Raw genomic sequence first — 924 nt, 5'->3', positions numbered from 1 at the left:
AGCAACCTGTCGGGGCCGATGGCCAACCTGCCGGTCACGATCTTCAAGTTCGCGATGAGCCCGTACGAGAACTGGCAGAAGCTCGCCTGGGCCGGCGTGTTCCTGATCACCCTCGGCGTGCTCGCGCTGAACATCTTTGCGCGCGTGGTCTTCCGCAACAAGCACTAGAGAACCAGAAAGAACGACATGGACGTCAAAGTCGAACTCCCGGTGACCGAGAAGGCCAAGATCTCGGTGCGCAACCTCAACTTCTATTACGGCAGCTTCCATGCGCTGAAGCGCATCAACCTCGACATTCCCGAGAAGAAGGTCACCGCCTTCATCGGCCCSTCGGGCTGCGGCAAGTCGACGCTGCTGCGCACCTTCAACCGCATGTTCGAGCTCTACCCCGAGCAGCGCGCCGAAGGCGAGATCCTGGTCGACGGCGAGAACGTGCTGAAGAGCAAGCAGGATGTCTCGCTGGTGCGCGCCAAGATCGGCATGGTGTTCCAGAAGCCGACGCCGTTCCCGATGTCGATCTACGACAACATCGCGTTCGGCGTGAAGCTGTTCGAAACGCTGCCGCGCGTCGAGATGGACGAGCGCGTCGAATGGGCGCTCAAGAAGGCGGCGCTCTGGAACGAGGTGAAGGACAAGCTGGCGCAGAGCGGCTCCGGCCTCTCCGGCGGCCAGCAGCAGCGGCTGTGCATCGCGYGCGGCATCGCGATCAAGCCCGAGGTGCTGCTGCTCGACGAGCCGTGCTCGGCACTCGACCCGATCTCCACCGGCAAGATCGAGGAGCTGATCCACGAGCTGAAGAACGACTACACCGTCGTCATCGTCACGCACAACATGCAACAGGCGGCGCGTTGCTCGGACTACACCGCCTACATGTACCTCGGCGACCTGATCGAGTTCGGCGTCACGTCGGACCTGTTCATGAAG

At 62.1% G+C, this 924-nt stretch carries 1 protein-coding gene and 1 pseudogene; both read left to right on the top strand.

From position 1 onward, the window contains the following. Positions 1 to 168 (top strand): annotated as a pseudogene (locus AC1D15_RS34615) (phosphate ABC transporter permease PstA); the annotation flags it as partial. 18 nt (positions 169 to 186) lie between these two features. Continuing rightward, the coding region (gene pstB / locus AC1D15_RS34610; RefSeq protein ID WP_477829636.1) for a phosphate ABC transporter ATP-binding protein PstB at positions 187 to 924 on the top strand (738 nt) is incomplete at its 3' end.

It is taken from the genome of Rhizobacter sp. P2_H2, from assembly GCF_056403375.1.
The sequence above is the reverse complement of the archived record's forward strand: the minus strand, read 5'-3'. Positions and strand labels throughout refer to the sequence as shown.